Origin of the sequence: Reyranella sp. (genome assembly GCF_965228225.1) — a bacterium.
GTDB lineage: Bacteria > Pseudomonadota > Alphaproteobacteria > Reyranellales > Reyranellaceae > Reyranella.
In genome coordinates this window covers 2358439-2373663 of the sequence record NZ_OZ245801.1, presented here as the reverse complement: position 1 = coordinate 2373663, position 15225 = coordinate 2358439, and the positions used below count along the sequence as shown (strand labels likewise).

Annotated in this window: 14 protein-coding genes; 5 read left to right on the top strand and 9 right to left on the bottom strand. The window is 67.7% G+C overall.

The features are described 5' to 3' along the window. Positions 1-31 precede the first annotated feature (31 nt). On the bottom strand, positions 32-1729 hold the full coding sequence (locus ACO07K_RS11340; RefSeq protein ID WP_422036038.1) for a glutamine--tRNA ligase/YqeY domain fusion protein: 1698 nt from the start codon (positions 1727-1729) through the stop codon (positions 32-34). A 14-nt stretch (positions 1730-1743) separates the two neighbouring features. Beyond that, on the bottom strand, positions 1744-3147 hold the full coding sequence (gltX, locus tag ACO07K_RS11335; RefSeq protein WP_422036037.1) for a glutamate--tRNA ligase: 1404 nt from the start codon (positions 3145-3147) through the stop codon (positions 1744-1746). 84 nt (positions 3148-3231) lie between these two features. Between gltX and ACO07K_RS11330 the strand changes: the two genes are divergently transcribed. Continuing rightward, positions 3232-5361 (top strand): ComEC/Rec2 family competence protein, encoded by a 2130-nt coding sequence (locus ACO07K_RS11330; RefSeq protein ID WP_422036036.1) that lies wholly within the window; start codon positions 3232-3234, stop codon positions 5359-5361. 2 nt (positions 5362-5363) lie between these two features. Here the strand turns inward: ACO07K_RS11330 and lexA are convergent, their stop codons facing one another. The 6 genes from lexA to trpD all read right to left on the bottom strand — a co-directional run bounded on the left by lexA (position 5364) and on the right by trpD (position 10643). Then, complete coding sequence (gene lexA, locus ACO07K_RS11325; RefSeq protein ID WP_298308851.1) at positions 5364-6113, bottom strand: transcriptional repressor LexA; 750 nt, start codon at positions 6111-6113, stop codon at positions 5364-5366. Between the two features lie 129 nt (positions 6114-6242). Beyond that, positions 6243-7025: a class I SAM-dependent methyltransferase gene (locus tag ACO07K_RS11320; RefSeq protein ID WP_422036035.1), complete on the bottom strand. Its 783-nt coding sequence runs from the start codon at positions 7023-7025 to the stop codon at positions 6243-6245. Further along, positions 7025-8236, bottom strand: coding sequence for a gephyrin-like molybdotransferase Glp (glp, locus tag ACO07K_RS11315; RefSeq protein WP_422036033.1), 1212 nt, complete (start codon positions 8234-8236; stop codon positions 7025-7027). Before glp ends, ACO07K_RS11320 begins: the two co-directional genes overlap by 1 nt. Before the next feature lie 96 nt (positions 8237-8332). Then, positions 8333-8836: a cyclic pyranopterin monophosphate synthase MoaC gene (gene moaC / locus ACO07K_RS11310; RefSeq protein WP_422036032.1), complete on the bottom strand. Its 504-nt coding sequence runs from the start codon at positions 8834-8836 to the stop codon at positions 8333-8335. Beyond that, positions 8833-9633 carry an indole-3-glycerol phosphate synthase TrpC gene (trpC, locus tag ACO07K_RS11305; RefSeq protein WP_422036031.1) on the bottom strand — a complete coding sequence of 267 codons (801 nt, stop codon included), beginning with the start codon at positions 9631-9633 and terminating at the stop codon, positions 8833-8835. Before trpC ends, moaC begins: the two co-directional genes overlap by 4 nt. After that, complete coding sequence (trpD, locus tag ACO07K_RS11300) at positions 9630-10643, bottom strand: anthranilate phosphoribosyltransferase (protein WP_422036653.1); 1014 nt, start codon at positions 10641-10643, stop codon at positions 9630-9632. Before trpD ends, trpC begins: the two co-directional genes overlap by 4 nt. Positions 10644-10714: 71 nt before the next feature. Between trpD and ACO07K_RS11295 the strand changes: the two genes are divergently transcribed. The 4 genes from ACO07K_RS11295 to ACO07K_RS11280 all read left to right on the top strand — a co-directional run bounded on the left by ACO07K_RS11295 (position 10715) and on the right by ACO07K_RS11280 (position 14217). Continuing rightward, positions 10715-10915 carry a heavy-metal-associated domain-containing protein gene (locus ACO07K_RS11295; protein ID WP_298308837.1) on the top strand — a complete coding sequence of 67 codons (201 nt, stop codon included), beginning with the start codon at positions 10715-10717 and terminating at the stop codon, positions 10913-10915. Positions 10916-11049: 134 nt separating this feature from the next. Next, entirely contained in the window at positions 11050-11517 is a 468-nt protein-coding gene (locus ACO07K_RS11290; RefSeq protein ID WP_298308834.1) for a MarR family winged helix-turn-helix transcriptional regulator, read from the top strand. Then, complete coding sequence (locus ACO07K_RS11285) at positions 11510-12694, top strand: HlyD family secretion protein (protein WP_422036030.1); 1185 nt, start codon at positions 11510-11512, stop codon at positions 12692-12694. Before ACO07K_RS11290 ends, ACO07K_RS11285 begins: the two co-directional genes overlap by 8 nt. A 2-nt stretch (positions 12695-12696) precedes the next feature. Beyond that, complete coding sequence (locus tag ACO07K_RS11280) at positions 12697-14217, top strand: DHA2 family efflux MFS transporter permease subunit (protein WP_422036029.1); 1521 nt, start codon at positions 12697-12699, stop codon at positions 14215-14217. Between the two features lie 24 nt (positions 14218-14241). Here ACO07K_RS11280 and ACO07K_RS11275 read toward each other — a convergent pair whose 3' ends face one another. Next, positions 14242-15219 carry a Bug family tripartite tricarboxylate transporter substrate binding protein gene (locus ACO07K_RS11275; RefSeq protein WP_422036028.1) on the bottom strand — a complete coding sequence of 326 codons (978 nt, stop codon included), beginning with the start codon at positions 15217-15219 and terminating at the stop codon, positions 14242-14244. Positions 15220-15225: the final 6 nt, after the last annotated feature.

Here is a 15225-nt window from a genome sequence, read left to right as displayed (position 1 = left end):
AATCGCGCCTCGTGTCGGAGCACCGCTACTCTCAACTCTGGACCTGCACCTTTGCCCAGGTGTCCCGCAGATCGATCGTGCGGTTGAACACCAGAGCCTTCGGCCGGCTCGCGAGGTCCGGGCAGAAATAGCCCAGCCGCTCGAACTGCACGGCTTGCCCTTCGGGTATCTCCGCCAAAGAGGGCTCCAGCAACGCGCCCGAGAGGACTTCGAGCGAGCCTGGATTCAGATCGGCGTCGAGATCGCCACCGGCGCCCGGGTCAGGGCGGTTGAAGAGCGTGCTGTACAATCGGACTTCGGCGGGAAGTGCATCCCGGGCGGACACCCAGTGCAGGGTGGCCTTTACCTTTCGACCGTCCGGCGCGTTGCCGCCGCGGCTCGCTGGATCGTAGGTGCAGCGCAGTTCGACCACGTTGCCGTCGGCATCCTTGACCACCTCGCGGCAGGTGACGAGATAGGCGTAGCGCAGCCTGACTTCTCGCCCCACTGCCAGCCGGAAGAATTTGTTCGACGGGTTCTCCATGAAGTCGTCGCGCTCGACGAAGATCTCCCGGCCGAAGCGAAGGGTACGCGTGCCGGCGGCCGGATCCCCCGGGTGGTTGACGGCCTCCAGCTCTTCGACGTGGTCTTCGGGAAAGTTCTCGATCACGAGCTTGAGCGGCCGCAGGACCGCCATGCGCCGATGCGCCACCTGATTGAGCCGGTCGCGGATCGCGTGATCGAACATGGCGAGATCGACGACGCTGTTGGCCTTGGACATGCCGATGCGCCGAACGAAGTCTCGGATCGCCTCCGGCGGCACGCCGCGACGGCGCAGGCCTGCCAGCGTCGGCATGCGCGGATCGTCCCAGCCGTTCACGATGCCGCGCCGCACCAGATCCGTCAGGTGGCGCTTGGAAAGGACGGTGTAGCCGATATTGAGGCGGGCGAATTCGGTCTGGCGCGGCCGCGCCGGCACCGGCAAGTGGTCGAGGAACCAGTCGTAGAGGGGACGATGATCCGAGAACTCCAGGGTGCAAAGCGAGTGCGTGACATGTTCCAGGGCGTCGGACTGGCCATGTGCGAAATCATAGGTCGGGTAGATGCACCACTCAGTGCCGGTGCGCGGGTGAGCCGCGTGCAGGATGCGATACAGGACGGGGTCGCGCAGGTTCATGTTGCCGGACGCAAGGTCGATCTTTGCGCGCAGCACACAGGCGCCGTTGGGAAACTTGCCGGCGCGCATGTCGCGAAACAAGCCGAGATTCGTTTCCACCGAGCGGTCGCGATCTGGCGAGGCGCGGCCCGGTTCGGTCAGCGTGCCACGCATTGCCCGCATCTCGTCGGGCGGCGTGTCGTCGACATAGGCTAGGCCGGCGCGAATGAGGTGCTCGGCCCAGCCGTACAACGTCTGGAAATAGTCCGACGCATGGTGCAGATGCTCGCCCCAGTCGAAGCCGAGCCAATGTACGTCCCGCTTGATGGCGTCGATATATTCCTGCTCCTCCTTCACGGGATTGGTGTCGTCGAAGCGAAGGTGGCAGCGGCCGCCATATTCGGTCGCCACTCCGAAATTCAGGCAGATCGACTTTGCGTGGCCGAGATGCAGGTAGCCGTTCGGCTCCGGCGGAAAGCGAGTAACGATGCTTTGCACTTTTCCGCTGGCGAGATCCGACTGAACCAGGTCGCGAATGAAATCCCGCGCCTCTTCGTTCGCTGCGGCCTCCGGCATCGGCTTCCTGTCATCCATTACCTGTCTCCCGTTCAAGCGGCGACCGCCAGCAAACGAACCTTGCTCTCGGCGGGCCCCAGCACGGCCAGCACTTCGAAGATACCGGGCGAGGCGGTCGAGCCGGTCAGCGCGACGCGGAGTGGCTGAGCGACCTGGCCGAGCTTCAGTCCGTTCGCCTCGGCGAACTCGCGCACGGCTTCTTCGAGCGCCTTTTCACTCCAGTCGCTCGCCTGCGGCTCCAGCGCCGGCGCGAGCTTCGCCATCACGGCGCGGGCGTCGGGTGTCAGCAGCGCGCGGGCCTTGTCGTCGGCGATCGGCGGCGCACCAGCGCGGGCGTAGAAGGCAAGGCTGTCCGCGAGTTCGATCAGGGTGCGCGCGCGCTGCTTCACGCCGGAGAGGCCGCGTACGATGCGTTCGCGGCCAGCGGCATCTACGGTGCCGAGCTTCTCCTCTATGCGCGGCAGCACGAGTGGCAACAGCTCGGCATCCGGCGTCTCGCGCAGATAGTGCGCGTTGAGGTTGGTGAGCTTGGCCATGTCGAAGCGCGAGGCCGAGCGGCCGACGCCGGCGAGGTCGAACCATTCGATCGCCTGCGCCGTCGAGATGATCTCGTCGTCGCCATGGCCCCAGCCCAGCCGCAGCAGGTAGTTGCGCAGCGCCGCCGGCAGGAAGCCCATGTCGCGATAGGCATCGACGCCGAGCGCTCCGTGACGCTTGCTGAGCTTGGCGCCGTCGGGCCCGTGGATCAGCGGGATATGGGCATAGACCGGCTCCGCCCAGCCCATCGCGCGGATGATCTGGAGCTGGCGAAAAGCGTTGTTAAGATGGTCGTCGCCGCGGATCACGTGGGTCACGCCCATGTCGTGATCGTCGACGACAACGGCCAGCATGTAGGTCGGCGTTCCGTCGGCGCGCAGCAGGATCATGTCGTCGAGCTGGGCGTTCTCGACCGTGACCTCGCCCTGGACCGCGTCCTTGATGACCGTCTGTCCGGACTGCGGCGCCTTGAGGCGCACGACCGGCTTCACATCGGCGGGCGCCTCCTTGGGGTCGCGGTCGCGCCAGCGGCCATCGTAGCGCATCGGCTTGCCGGCGGCCTTCTGCGCCGCGCGCATCTCGTCGAGTTCCTGCGGCGAGGCATAGCAGTGATAGGCATGGCCCTTCGCCAGCATCTCGTGCGCGACCTCGGCATGGCGGGCAGCGCGGGAGAACTGATAGGTGACCTCGCCGTCCCAGGGCAGGCCGAGCCACGACAGACCGTCTAGGATCGCGGCGATCGCCGGCTCCGTCGAGCGCGCGCGGTCGGTGTCCTCGATGCGCAGCAGGTACTTGCCGCCGTGATGTTTGGCGAACAACCAGTTGAACAGGGCCGTGCGGGCGCCGCCGATATGCAGGTAGCCGGTGGGCGAGGGGGCGAAGCGGGTAACGACAGTCATCGGCCTGGGATCATGCTCGGTAAGCGCGGGTTTTGCCGCAATTTGGGCGGAAAAGCGCGCCGTAGGTAGGGGAGCGTCCGGTTAGTGTCAAACCTGCGCGCCTGGATCCTCGAACAGCTGGACGCCGAGCGCGGCCGATGGATGCTGTGGCTCCCGGTGGCGCTGGGGCTGGGCATTGCGATCTACTACGAGCTGCCCACCGAGCCGGCCTTGTGGCTGGGACCGGCGCTGGCCACGGGCTCCCTGATCGTTGCCGTCTTCGCTCCGTCCGGCAGCTTCGCCCGCGCCCTGGCGATCGCTGCCGTCGCCGCCTCGACAGGCCTAGGCCTCGTCGCCTGGCGTACCGCGAGCCTCGCCGCGCCGACGCTCAGCCGGCCGCTGTTCAGCCTCAACGTCGAGGGGCGGGTCGCCGACATCCAGCGCCTGCCCGAGGGTGTGCGGGTCGTGCTCGAAGCCGTCCGGCTCAAAGGCAATGGCGTGCCGCCGCCCGAGATGATGCCGGCGAAGGTTCGCGTGACCCTCAACCGCGGCGCGCCGCCCCTGGCGATCGGGGACCGCCTGCTCGTGCTCGCGAACCTGTCGCCGCCGGCCGGGCCCGCCACCCCCGGCGCCTTCGATTTCCAGAGGGTCGCCTGGTATCAGCAACTCGGCGCGGTCGGCTACGCCCTGGCACCCGCGACCGTGATCGAACGCGGCCGGCCCGACGGATTCGTCCGCAGGATCGACGCGCTGCGCGCCGACCTGGCCGCCCGCATCCTGCATGTGTTGCCGGGTCCAGCGGGCGGGGTGGTCGCCTCGCTGCTGGTCGGCGAGCAGACCGCCGTCGACAAGGACGTGGCGCAGGCCATGCGCGACTCCGGCCTGGCGCACATTCTGTCGATATCCGGGCTGCATATCGTCTTCGCGGTCGGCCTCGTGATGGGTCTCGTGCGCTATGGCATCGCGCTCGTGCCGCCACTGGCGCTGAGGGTCGACGCCAAGAAGGTGGCGGCCGTGCTCGCACTCCTGGCCGCGCTCTTCTACACGGCGCTCGCCGGCGCCCCCGTGCCCGCGCAACGCGCCTGTGCCATGGCGGCCTTCGCGCTGCTCGCCATCCTGCTCGATCGCACCGCGCTGTCGCTGCGTCTCGTCGCCTGGTCGGCCGTGATCGTGCTCGTCGTTGCACCGGAGTCGCTGACCGGCGCCTCCTTCCAGATGTCGTTCGCCGCCGTCGTGGCGCTGATCGCCGGCTGGGAATCGGCCGCGCCCTGGCGCCGCCGGCTGCACGAGCGGGCCGAGATTTCGCGCCACCGCTGGCTGTGGCGGCTCGGCGCGGCGCTGGGCGCCAGCCTGCTCACGACCCTGATCGCTTCGATCGCCACCGGCGCCTTCGCCGCCTACCACTTCAACCGCCTGTCGCTGCTCGGCGTCGTTGCCAACCTGCTGGGCGTGCCGCTCACGGGCTTCTGGATCATGCCCTGGGGGCTGCTCGCCATGCTCCTGATGCCGTTCGGGCTCGAGGCCGTGGCACTGGTGCCGATGGGTTGGGGCGTCGACGGCCTGAATGCCATCGCCTTTCGCGTCGCAGCGTGGCCCGATGCCGCGATGCTGGTGCCATCGCTGCCGGGGACCAGCCTATGGCTGGTGACCTTGGGTGGCCTATGGCTGTGCCTGTGGCGGCGGCGCTGGCGCTATGCCGGTCTGCCGGTGGCGGCCATCGGCCTGATGCTGGGTCCGCCGCCGGCGCCCGACCTGCTGATGAGCGAGGACGGTCGCGTGCTCGGCCTGCGCGACGAACGCGGCGTGGTCCATGTCGCCTCGGCGCGCATGGATCGCTACGTGACGGATGCCTGGGCACGCCGACAGGGACAGGAGGGGGCAAGGCGCTGGACGGTCAGCGCCGACGAGCAGGCGGCCGGCCTCGGCTGCAGCACGGGGCTCTGCCGGTGGCGCAAGGGTCCGTGGCGCATTGCGCTGGTGAGCGACGAGAAACGCCTGGCCGAAGCCTGCGGTTCGGCCGACATCGTTCTGTCGACCGTCGATGCGCAAACGCGCTGTCGCGGTCCGCGGTTGGTGATCGATCGTCGCGATGCCTGGAAGGACGGCGCCCATGCGCTGTGGCTGGACGATCTCAACGTCCGGCGTGAAACCGCCAACGCGCGCCGCGGCGACAGGCCCTGGGTCCCCAACAGCTCGATGCGCCAGACCGCGCCGGTCAAGGCGCCCGGCGCGTGAGCTCAGTGATAGCGGCGGTAAAGGCCGGCGAGGCGGCCCTGGATCTTGACCCGGTCGGGTCCGAAAATGCGTGTCTCGTAGGCGGCGTTGGCGGGCTCCAGCGCAACCGACGCGCCCTTCTTGCGCAGCCGCTTCAGGGTCGCTTCGGTGTCGTCGATCAGCGCAACCACGATCTCACCGGATTCGGCCGTGTCGGAGCTCTTGATGATGACGATGTCGCCGTTCTGGATGCCGGCCTCGACCATCGAATCGCCCTGGACCTCCAGGCAGTAGTGCGCGCCCGAGCCAAGCAGCGAGACGGGCACGTCCACGGTCGTCGAATTGTCTCGCAGGGCCTCGATCGGCGTACCGGCGGCGATCCGCCCATAGAGGGGAAGGCTGAGCGCCTGCGCCTCGTTGGCGGCCATGATGGCGCCGGCCAGCGGCACACGGTCGGCGCGCACGATCTGCGGCACGAAGCCTTCGCGGCCCTCGGAGAAGCCGGCCCGGCGCGAATCGGCGAGCAGCGGCGTGACGTTGGGCGCGGGCAGGGCGGCGCTCTCGGGCAGCTTCACGACCTGCAGGGCGCGCGCGCGATGCGGCAGGCGGCGCAGGAAGCCGCGCTCCTCGAGGCCGGTGATCAGGCGATGGATGCCCGACTTCGACTTCAGCCGCAGTGCTTCCTTCATTTCGTCGAAGGAGGGCGACACGCCATCGTCGTTGAGCCGCTTGTTGATGAACAGGAGCAGTTCGTTTTGCTTGCGGGTTAGCACCGTCTTCTCCCCAGAACGCCTACCGGATTTAGGAACAAATCCTGAAACCCGGCACATGTTCTAGTTTAGTTCCGCCTCCGGGTCAACTTATCCAGAGGAAGACGGGGGATCAGGGGACGCCCCACGTCCTCAGTCTGGGCGCCGGAAGTTAGTGATTACGAAGCACATGGCACCGCATTGCCAAAGACGCAGCCTATCGCTGCCGTCGAGGAAGAGCGTCTCCTTCAGCCGGTCCCGGAAAAAGGCAGGGAGTCCGTGGGCGAAGGACGCGGAGCTGCTTCTTTCCAGAAGCGACCGCAGGACCCCGGCCGAAACGTCACGACAACCAGTGAATTCAAATCCGGCGGCACCGGCTCGGCGACGATAGTGCTCGCGTGCCGCTTCTGGCGTTCCGCGAAACGATTCGCCGCACAGCAGGATGCCTCCGGGCTTCAGGACGCGGAATGTCTCCGTGAGCGCCGCTGCGGGGAGGTAGCCCAGCGCGTCGAGGCAGAAGACGACGTCGAAGCGGGCGCTCTCCATCGCAAGCCGCGCGGCGTCGCCTTGCCGGACGTCGATCCCGAGCCGCCTCGCACGCCGCGCCGCGACATAGGACCGTTCCACCCCCATCGCAGACCGCGGCGCATGGTTCGTTTGCAGGTGCAGCAGACCGCCGCCACAACCCGCCCCCAGCTCGAGGCAATCGCTGCGGCGCCAGTCCTCGGCGTCCCACGGGACCTGATCGAACATCTGGGCGTAGAGTTCGATCTGGTGTGGGCGAACGGCGAACGCCCGGTCTGCGAGAATTCCTTGCCGGGCCGGGGCAAAGCCGACGTTGAACATGCCTGAGCGGCCGAAGCCGAACGACAGATAGATCAGCTCGTAGGTGAGGCGCTGGCCCCACCCCGACGTCGGGATGAACGACGGCGCCACTAGAAGGGGTGGAGGGGCCGCAGGTCGACCACGCGCACGGCGTCACCTGCCTTGCGGGCCGGATCGTGGGCGGGCCGCACTAGGAAGGCGTCGCACGCCGCCAGCACCGAAAGCATCGAACTGTCCTGCACCGGGTGCGGGTCGACGGTCAGGCTTCCGTCGGCGCCCCTCGCGAGCCGGGAGCGGACATAGTCCTCGCGCTGGTCGTTCTGCTTCACATCGACGGCAAGCCGGGCGGGCTGTGTCTGCACCAGGTCGCCTGGCTGGCCGAGCATCCGTTCCAGGGCGGGCTTGAGGAACAACAGCGCGCAGACCATGGTCGAGACGGGATTGCCCGGCAGGCCGAGCACGCGGGCACGGTCGCGGGCGGCGAACATCAGCGGCTTGCCGGGGCGCATGGCGATCTTCCAGAAACCCATGTCGAAGCCCTGCGCCTTCAGCGCGCCCTGCACCAGATCGTGGTCGCCGACCGAGGCGCCGCCGAGCGTAATGAGCAGGTCGTGCTGCGCGCCGGCCTCGATACAGCTCTCGATCAGCTTCGCATCGTCGCGCGCAATGTCGAACAGCGTGGGCTCGCCGCCCCAGCCGCGCACCAGTGCCGCGACCGCAATGCCGGACGAGGAGAGGATCTGGTTGCGGCCGACCGGCTCGCCCGGCATCACGAGCTCGTCTCCGGTCGAGAGGATGGCGACCCGGGGCTTGCGACGGACCGAGAGCCACGGATGGTTCATGGCTGCAGCCAAAGCGAGGTCGCGCGTCGTCAGCGTACGGCCCACCGCGAGCGGCGTATCGCCCACCGAGAAATCCAGTCCGGCCTTGCGCACGTGGCGGCCCAGGCGCGGCGCCTCGAGGATGGAGATGGTCGTCCCGTCGGCTTTGGTGTCTTCCTGGATCACGATCGAATCGGCGCCCATCGGCAGAGGGCCGCCGGTGAAGATGCGCACGGCTTCGCCGGGCTTCAGGGCCTGGTCGTAGGAGCCGCCGGCCGGCGCCTGGCCCACCAGCGTGAGCGTTGCCGGCGCGGCCGGCACGTCGGCCGCGCGCACGGCGTAGCCGTCCATCGCCGAAAGATCTGCCGGTGGCTGCGCCAGCCGCGCCTTGGGCGAGACCGCGAGCACGCGCCCTGCCGCTTCGGCGACGGACACGGTTTCCGATGGCAGCGGAGAGAAGGCCGCGATCACGCGCGCATGGGCTTCACGAACGGTCAGCATGGACGCCTCATTGGAGCGCGCCACTCCAGTGGCGCTCAAACCATCGTCGAGAGGGAAAGACACGAGCGCAACTGGAGTTGCGCGCTCCCAGGAGCGTCAGGCATCCCACGTGCCCGACTTGCCGCCGGACTTGTGAATGAGCTTCACGTCGGAGATCACCATGCCGCGATCGACCGCCTTGCACATGTCGTAGACGGTGAGGGCGGCGACCGAGGCGGCGGTCAGCGCCTCCATCTCGACGCCGGTGCGGCCCTTCAGCTTGCAGGTCGCCTCGATGTCGACCGCCTTGCGTTTGGCGTCGAGCGACAGCGTCACGGCGACCGACGACAGCGCCAGCGGATGGCAGAGCGGAATCAGGTCCGGCGTCTTCTTCGCCGCCATGATGCCGGCGAGCTGTGCCACCGCCAGCACGTCGCCCTTCTTGGCCTTCTTGTCGCGGATCAGCTTCAGGGTCGCGGCCTGCATGGTGACGCTGGCCCGGGCTACGGCGACGCGCTCGGTGATCTCCTTGTCGCCGACATCGACCATGCGGGCATTGCCGCCCTCGTCGAAATGGGTGAGCGCCGCCCCAGTCTTCGGCTTTGTGCCGCCTCGCTTCATGCCGCCTCGCGCACCAGCATCTCGCGCACCGCCGCCTCGACGTCGGGCTTGCGCATGAAGCTCTCGCCGATCAGGAAGGCCGAGGCGCCGACCCTGGCCATGCGCGCGAGATCGGCGGGGGAGCCCAGGCCGCTCTCGGCCACCAGCACGCGGTCCTTCGGCACCAGCGGCGCCAGCTTCTCGGTCGTGGCGAGATCGACGGCGAGCGTCTTGAGGTTGCGGTTGTTGACCCCGATCAGGTCGGCGTCGACCTCGAGCGCGCGTTCGAGCTCGGGCGCGTCATGCACCTCGACCAGAACGTCCATGCCCCATTTGTGCGCGAGCTTGGCCAGCTCGGCGGCCAGTTTGTCGTCGAGGCAGGCCATGATCAGCAGGATGCAGTCGGCACCCAGCGCCCGGGCCTCCGGCACCTGATAGGGATCGATCATGAAATCCTTGCGCAGGACCGGCAGCTTCACCGCCGCGCGCGCCTGGGTCAGGAACTCGTCCTTGCCCTGGAAGTAGGGCTGGTCGGTCAGGATCGACAGGCAGGTGGCGCCGCCGCGCTCATAGGACCGGGCGAGGGAAGGCGGGTCGAAATCCTCGCGGATCAGGCCCTTGCTGGGCGAGGCCTTCTTGATCTCGGCGATCAGCCCGTAACGGCCGTCGGCGATCGTGGCCTTGAGCGCCCTGGCGAAGCCGCGCGGCGAATCGGTGTCGCGGGCCAGGTTCTCGACGACCCTGAGCGAGCGTTGCGACATGCGCCCGGCCACATGGCGCTTCTTGTCGGCAACGATCCTGTCGAGCGTGTCGCTCATGCGCAAATCCTCTTCAATGTCGCCAGCGCGTCCTTGGCCTTGCCGCTGTCGATCGACTGGGCGGCCATGGCCGCGCCTTCCTTCAGATCCTTCGCCTTGCCCGCGACCATGATTGCGGCGGCGCTGTTCAACAGGACGATGTCGCGGAAGGCGTTCTTCGCGCCGCCCAGCAGCGCGTGGATCGCCTCGGCATTATGCGCCGCGTCACCGCCCTTGAGCTCGTCGAGCGTGGCGCGCTTCACGCCGATCTCCTCGGGCGCGATCTCGATCTCGGTCACCTTGCCATTCTCCAGCGAGGCGGCCCAGCTCTTGGTCGTGGTGGTGAGCTCGTCCATGCCGTCCTGGCCGTGGACCACCAGCGCGCGCTCCAGCCCGAGCTGGCCCAGCGCCTGCGCCACCGGCTTCAGCCAGCGGCGGTCGAACACGCCCACGAGCTGGCGCGTCACCAGAGCGGGGTTCGACATCGGCCCCAGCAGGTTGAAGATGGTGCGCGAAGGCGCGAGTTCGACCCGGGGGCCGGCCACGTTGCGCATGGCGCTGTGATGGCGCGGCGCCATGAGGAAACAGACCTTGGCTTCGACCAGTGCCTGCTCGAGTTTCTCGATGGGCACTTCGAGGCCGATGCCCAGGGCCGAGAGCACGTCGGCGGCGCCGGACTTCGAGGTGAAGGCGCGGTTGCCGTGCTTGGCCACCGGAATGCCGGCGCCCGCGACGACGAAGGCCGAGCAGGAGGAGACGTTGTAGGTACCGTGATGGTCGCCGCCCGTGCCCACGATGTCGATCGTGCCCTCGGGCGCCTTCACGCGCAGCACCTTGGCCCGGAGGGCCCGTGAGCCGCCGGCCAGTTCCTCGGCCGTCTCGCCGCGGACCTTCAGGCCCATCAGGAAGGCGCCCATCTGGGCCGGCGTCGCGTTGCCCGAGGTCATGATGTCGAAGGCGCGTTCCGCCTCGTCGATGCCCAGGGTCTCGCCGTTGCCCACCTTGGCCAGAAGGCCGCGAAAATCGTCGATGTCGCCGCTCACCCAGAACCCCGCGCTTTTGCCTCTTGCCGGCTCGACCGGCCGGCGCGAAGCTATATCACATGGCTCAAGAACTCATCCTCAAGGTCACTGGCATGGATTGCGACGGCTGCGTAAAGGCCGTCACCCGTGCCGCCACCGGCGCCGGCACCGCGCCTCTCTCCGTCGATCTCAAGAGCGGGGAGATGCGTCTTCCCGAGGGCGCGGACGTCGCGGCGATTACCAAGGCGGTCCAGCGCGCGGGCTTCGGAATCGCTCCCTAGCGCCCTAAGCCACATGAGAAAACAGCCAGAAGTAGCTGATTTATAAATCCTTTTTTGAAATACGGAATTTCTCCGAAGGCGCTCTTGCCGAAGTAGTAAGCAAGCTTATCTTAAGGAAACTTAAGAGAGGGCGCATGGAACTTCCCGAGCGAAATCTTGGATTCCTCCTGCACGACGTGGCGCGCCTGATGCGCAAGCGGTTCGAGCAGAATGCGCGCGGCCTCGGTCTGACGCGCTCGCAATGTCAGGTCCTGGCGCATCTCGCGCGCAACGAGGGCATCCAGCAAAGCGGATTGGCCGACATTCTTGAGGTCGAGCCGATCACCCTGACCCGGCTGCTCGACCGGCTGGAGGAGGCGGGCTTCGTGGAGCGCCGCGCGCACGCGACCGACCGGCGCATCCGCCAGCTCTACCTGACCGACAAGGCCCATCCGCTGCTGGCCGACATTTTCACCATAGGCGCCGCGACCCGCGGGGAGGCGTTGGAAGGCGTCGCCGAGGAAGACCGCGATCGTTTGTTTGCCCTGCTGTCGAGCATGAAGGCCAATCTTCTGGCCAAGGCTGCGCCGGCGGCGGCCGAAAGGAGTACGAGCAATGGCTGACAGGAGTTCCTTCCGTCGCAGCGCCGACGAGGTCACGACCCCGGCGCCGGTCGCCAACGACGCCGACCAGGTCGCGGCCGAGACGCTGCTGAAGCGCTTCGACGTGGCTGGGAAGCCCGCGGAAAAGACCGGTTCGGCGCGCAAGCCGCGCAACCTGCGCCGCATCCTGCTCGTCCTGGGACCCGCCATCGTCCTGGCCGGAAGCCTGTTCGCCTACATGACGGGCGGGCGCTACGTCTCGACCGACAATGCCTATGTCCATGCGGGCAAGCTCACCGTGGCGACCGACGTTTCCGGTATCGTCGCCAACGTGGCCGTGCATGAAAGCCAGAGGGTGGAGAAGGGCCAGGTCCTGTTCACCCTGGACCAGGAACCGTTCAGGATCGCGCTGGCCGGCGCCGAAGCCAATCTCGGCACCGTGCGCAACCAGATCGTGACGCAGCAGGCGACCTATCGCCAGAAGCTCGCCCAGATCGAGCAGGCCAGGACCGACATCGGCTTCTTCGAGACCAATGCCCAGCGCCAGCAGGATCTCCTGAAGCGCGGCGTCTCGGCCCAGGCGACCTACGACCAGGCCAAGCGCGACCTCGACACGGCGCGCGAGCGGCTGCTGGTGGCACAGAGCGACGCCGAGGCGACCCTGGCGCAGCTCGGTGGCCGGGCCGACGCCCCGATCGAGCAGAACGCCAACTATCTTGCGGCCAAGGCGCAGGTCGACAGGGCGCGGCGCGACCTCAATCACACGACGGTCGTGGCGCCGATGCCCGGCATCGTCACCAACGTCGACGCGCTGCTGCCCGGCGAATATCTGCCCGCGGCGCAGCCGGCGTTCAGCCTCGTCTCGACGGCCGATGTCTGGGTCGAAGCCAATGCGAAGGAGTCCGACCTCGCGAACCTCAAGCCCGGCGACAAGGCGACCGTCTCGATCGATGCCTATCCCGGCCGCGAATGGCAGGCGACCGTGACCAGCCTCGCCCCGGCGACGGGCGCGGAATTTTCCGTGCTGCCGGCCCAGAACGCGACCGGCAACTGGGTGAAGGTCGTGCAGCGCGTGCCGATCCGCCTCGGTGTCGAAATGCCGGAAGGCGCACCGCCGCTGCGCACCGGCATGAGCGCCTACGTCGAAATCGACACCGGCCATCACCGCCAGCTCAGCGACCTGTTCAGCGGATTCTGATCATGGCTGGCAGCGCCCCCAGGCACATCGTGCCGCTGACGCTCTGCGTCATGCTGGCGACGATCATGCAGGCGCTGGACACGACCATCGCCAACGTGGCGCTGCCCTACATGCAGGGCTCGCTGTCGGCGACGACCGACCAGATCAACTGGGTGCTGACCTCCTACATCGTGGCGGCGGCCATCGCGACGCCGGTGACCGGCTTCCTAGAGGCGCGGCTCGGCCGCAAGCGGCTGTTCCAGATCGCGGTCGCCGGATTCACCGGCGCCTCGGTCCTGTGTGGCATCGCCACCTCGCTGCCGGAGATGGTGGCCTTCCGCCTGCTGCAGGGCCTGTTCGGCGCCTCTTTGGTGCCGCTGTCGCAGGCGGTGCTGCTCGATTCCTACCCGAAGGAGAAGCACGGCTCGGCGATGGCGCTGTGGGGCATGGGCGTCATGGTGGGCCCCATCCTCGGTCCGACACTCGGCGGCTGGCTGACCGAGGCCTACAACTGGCGCTGGGTCTTCTACATCAACGTGCCGATCGGCCTCGTCACCTTCCTCGGCCTCTCGGCCTATCTCGAGGAGACGAAGACCCGCCGCGATTCATTCGACTGGTTCGGCTTCCTGATGCTGAGCCTCGCCATCGGCTCGTTCCAGATGATGCTCGACCGCGGCGAGCAGATCGACTGGTTCTCCTCGACCGAGATCGTGGTCGAAGCCGTGCTGGCGGCGCTCGCCTTCTATCTGTTCCTCGTCCAGACCTTCACGGTGAAACAGCCCTTCATCGATCCCAGCATCTTCAAGGACCGCAACTTCTCGGTCGGCCTGTGCTTCATCTTCGTGGTCGGCATCATCCTGCTGGCCTCGCTGGCGCTGATCACGCCCTACCTGCAGAACCTGATGGGCTATCCGGTGGTCACGGCCGGCCTCATCCTGGCGCCGCGCGGCGTCGGCACGATGCTGGCCATGATGATCGTCGGCCGCATCATCAACCGCGTCGATCCGCGGCTGTTGCTGGCGGCCGGCCTGCTGATCACCGCGGCGGTGCTGTGGGAAATGACGGGCTTCACGCCGAACGTGTCCGAATGGACGCTGATTCGCACCGGTGTCCTGCAGGGCATGGGGCTGGGCTTCATGTTCGTGCCGCTGTCCACGATCACCTTCGCCACCTTGCCGGGCCATCTGCGCACCCAGGGCACGGCGCTCTACAGCCTGATGCGCAACACCGGCTCGAGTATCGGCATCTCGATGGTGATCTTCCTGCTGACCCGCAACACGCAGCTCGTCCATGCCGAGCTGGCGGGCCAGGTGACGCCGTTCAACGACGCCCTCGCCCTGAGCGGGCCGGCGCAATTCTGGAACATGGCGACCACCATCGGCCGCGCCGCCCTCAACGCCGAGGTGACCAAGCAGGCGGCCGTCGTGGCCTATGCCAACGACTTCAAGCTGATGATGCTGGTGGCCTTGCTGGCGCTGCCGCTGATCCTGCTGCTGCGCAAGGCCAAGGGGCAGGGCGGCGCGGGCCACGCGGTACTCGAGTAGGGCTGAGGGCGTGCGCCCCCGGCATCACTCGATCGTCACGCTGGCATCCTGGATGATCTTGCGCCATTTGGTGTTCTCGATGGCGATATAAGCCTCGAACTCCTGGCGCGATTCCTTGGCGGGAACGAAGGACAGGCTCTTCATCTTCTCCAGCACCGCGGGATCCGTGAGGATACGCATGACCTCGGCGCTCAATTTGTCGAGAATCGGCTCGGGCGTCTTCGCCGGGGCGGAGAGGCCGATCCAGCCCACGGCGACGACGCCATAGAGGCCCTGTTCCGCCACCGTCGGCACATCGGGCAGGAAGGGCGAGCGGCGCTGGTCGGCGATGCCAATCGCCTTCACCTTGCCGGAGCGAACCGGGCCGACCGCGCCGGGAACGGCGTCCGACAGAAGCTGGATATCGCCGCTCTGGAGCGCGAGCTGGGCCTCGGCATTGCCCTTGAACGGCACGTGCGTGAGCTTGATGCCGGCCGCGCTCTTCAGCATCTCGACGGCGAGATGGCTGGCCGAGCCGTTGCCCGAGGAGCCGTAGTTGAGATCGGCGCCGGCCTTGGCCTTGGCGATGAGATCGGCGACCGAGCCGATGCCGCTCTTCAGGCTGGTCATCAGCACCTGCGGCGTCAGCCCGATATTGGCGATCGGCGCGAAGTCCTTCTGCGGGTCGTAGGGCAGCTTGGGATAGAGCGCCGGGCTGATCCCGTGCGTGGAGATTGTCACCATCAGCAGCGTGTAGCCATCGGGCGCCGCCTTCGCCGCGACGTCGGCGCCGATCTGCCCGCCGGCGCCGGGGCGGTTCTCCGCGATCACCTGCTGCCCGAGCGCCTTGGTGAGCTGGTCGGCCATCATGCGCGCCAGGATGTCGGTCGCCTGACCGGCCGGGAAGGGCACGATGATGCGGATGGGCTTGGTTGGCCACGCTTGCGCGAAGGCCGTGGATGTCGTCAGCGGAGACGCGGCGGTCGCCGCCAGCGAGAGGACAAGCGTGCGGCGATCGATCATGGCGTT